Raw genomic sequence first — 2532 nt, 5'->3', positions numbered from 1 at the left:
AAAAGCTGGTGACCAGCTTACGCATTTCTGTGGCAATTGAAGATCGGGTCATTTTTGATTATATTTAGACCGCTAAAATATGACCTACATGGTTCTCAGTAAAGATGCACTTAGACGGACGCATACACTAAACAAATATTATGAGTGAGAAAAATTTATCTGAATTAACAAATGAAGAATTATTAGAAGAAGCAAAAAGGAATAAACCCAAACCCATATTTACTGCCACTTTTATAGGAATTCTAATAGGAATTATAATTTATAGTATCGTACAAAACACTTGGGGATTGGTAACTCTTGTTCCATTATTCTTAATTTACCAACTCTTGAAAAGATCGAAAAGAAATGATGAATTAGAAAAATTGATGGAAGAGCGTAAGTTAAAATTATGAGCGATATTTTTAATAATGATTCTTTAGATCAAAATCATAATAAAATAATTAAAAGAATAGATGGTAATTATATTTTAGAAGAAATTCAAAGTGTTTTTAGTTTTGAAAGGGGATTCTTGTTTACAGTTAAAGAATTAACGGTCAATCCTGGTACTGCAGTAAAAGAATTTCTAAATGAAGATCGGAAAAGACTAATCAAACCGATACTTTTTTTAATATTTACGTCTTTAATTTACTCCATTTTAAATAACATCTTATCATTTGAAGACGGTTACGTAAAATATTCTGGAGAAAATGACTCTACGATATTTACATTATTTGAATGGGTACAGCAAAATTACGGCTATTCGAATATCTTGCTGGCAATTTTTATAGGATTTTGGACGAGATTATTTTTTATAAAATATGGCTATAATATTTTTGAAATTTTTGTGTTGCTTTGCTTCATTATGGGCTACGGGATGTTAATATTTTCCGTTTTTGCAATAATTCAATCTATTGTCAATCAGGATGTAATGCAAATTGCAGGTGTTGCCGGATTCATCTACACATTTTGGGCTATTGGACAATTTTATGATAGGAAAAAACTCATTAATTATATTAAGGCTTTTCTTGCTTATATTTTAGGAATGATGACTTTTGGACTTGCCATTTTATCAATTGGATTAGCTATAGATTTATTGAATTGAAATTAGAGAACAAAAGCAGCCAACAATTTATAAAAACAATGCTGAATTCAGCCTTAAATCCAAAGTCCTTGCTCGCTTGCAACTGATTGTCCCGGGGAAAATCACGCTAGCCCGCTCGCACAGTTTTATACGAGACGTTACCTGCAAGTAAAAAGATTTAAAGGAAAAAAACCGACTTATGACAAACAAATATAAACCTGATTTAGTATGATTCGCTGATTATCAAATCACCTCTTTTATAGAATTTACTGGTGGAATGTCCGCGTTGTAAAGGAAAAGGATTTACCAGTCTTTTCAGCTTTATTAGGAATATCTGTTTTTCATATTTTGAACGTTTCGGCAATGATATTTGCCTTTTTACGCTTTTGTTCTTGAAGATGTTCAGCTCTACCCAAAGTGGCTCCACATTCTGATCATGTTTTAATTCTAACAGTGGATTATTTTCTATTCATTCATAATGGCCATTATAAGAAGTTAATTTCAAAAGAATATTTGGCCGATAAAAAAGTTCAAAAGCTGGATTGGTTAATAATCTTCTATATCATTACGTCGTTTTTAGTTTTAGGATTTGTAGTTATTAAAGGGAGAGAATTATCCATCTGACAAAAAAGCCTGCAGGTAAAATATAAAAACAATGCTCAAACCATTCCCGAATCGAAAGTCGGTGCTCGCTTGCAACGCCTGATTGTCCTGCGGACAATCAAGCTCTCCAGCTCGCATAGTTTTTATACCGGATGTTGTGGTGCATTAAAATAATAATATGAAAGCAAAAAAAATCAAAGAATTTTCACCATTAGCAATCTTATCTATTATCGGACTTGTTTCAGTTCTTCAAGTTCTGTTGACCGATTACACTTTTAATTATCGACAATATATTGGATTATCATTATTAATGGTTTGTGGCATTTTATTTTTCACTGACAGAAGGTTATATAGATACTTTTTCGGTATCACATTGATTTTAGGAACTTTAAATTTAATTGCTTTTTCTACTTACATTTTTGCCTTCTATTTTATTTTCTTTCCAATACAGATATTACCATTTATTTTTTTAGTGGTTTATTTAATTAAGTACAGAGGACGCATTAGTGATTTATATTTCCGCTCCATTCAAAAAAGTGAGGAAGAAGAAAAGGAGTATTCCGATAGAAAATTAAAACGGTTCAAAGAAAAATTTTCTGAATTGAGCGACCCAGAAATTGAAGATAAGTTAAATCAAGAATTAGTTCCAGAAGCAAAACAGGTTTTGGTAGAATTAATAGAAAATAGAAACCAGAAAACGCACCACAACAATATATAAAAACAATGCTTAAACCTGTTTCGAAGTATGCGTCCGTCTAAGTGCATCTTTACTGAGAACCATGTAGGTCATATTTTAGCGGTCTAAATATAATCAAAAATGACCCGATCTTCAATTGCCACAGAAATGCGTAAGCTGGTCACCAGCTTTT

Annotated in this window: 3 protein-coding genes; all 3 read left to right on the top strand. The window is 31.5% G+C overall.

The features are described from left to right. Positions 1 to 140: 140 nt before the first annotated feature. The 3 genes from LB465_RS17980 (at position 141) to LB465_RS17970 (ending at position 2381) form a co-directional block, all read left to right on the top strand. Complete coding sequence (locus LB465_RS17980) at positions 141 to 392, top strand: FUSC family protein (protein WP_224471299.1); 252 nt, start codon at positions 141 to 143, stop codon at positions 390 to 392. After that, positions 389 to 1081 carry a DUF3667 domain-containing protein gene (locus tag LB465_RS17975; RefSeq protein ID WP_224471298.1) on the top strand — a complete coding sequence of 231 codons (693 nt, stop codon included), beginning with the start codon at positions 389 to 391 and terminating at the stop codon, positions 1079 to 1081. The genes LB465_RS17980 and LB465_RS17975 overlap by 4 nt, the downstream gene beginning before the upstream one ends. A 760-nt stretch (positions 1082 to 1841) precedes the next feature. Beyond that, the gene (locus LB465_RS17970; protein ID WP_224471297.1) at positions 1842 to 2381 is read left to right on the top strand and encodes a hypothetical protein; all 540 of its coding nucleotides are present in this window, start codon (positions 1842 to 1844) and stop codon (positions 2379 to 2381) included. Positions 2382 to 2532: the final 151 nt, after the last annotated feature.

Source organism: Salegentibacter lacus, from assembly GCF_020164555.1.
Lineage (GTDB): Bacteria > Bacteroidota > Bacteroidia > Flavobacteriales > Flavobacteriaceae > Salegentibacter > Salegentibacter lacus.
The sequence above is the reverse complement of the archived record's forward strand: the minus strand, read 5'-3'. Positions and strand labels throughout refer to the sequence as shown.

Bases quoted from the DNA above. Each gene is read 5' to 3' on its own strand.
- LB465_RS17975 (WP_224471298.1), top strand. From the start codon at position 389: ATGAGCGATATTTTTAATAATGATTCTTTAGATCAAAATCATAATAAA.
- LB465_RS17970 (WP_224471297.1), top strand. From the start codon at position 1,842: ATGAAAGCAAAAAAAATCAAAGAATTTTCACCATTAGCAATCTTATCT.
- LB465_RS17980 (WP_224471299.1), top strand. From the start codon at position 141: ATGAGTGAGAAAAATTTATCTGAATTAACAAATGAAGAATTATTAGAA.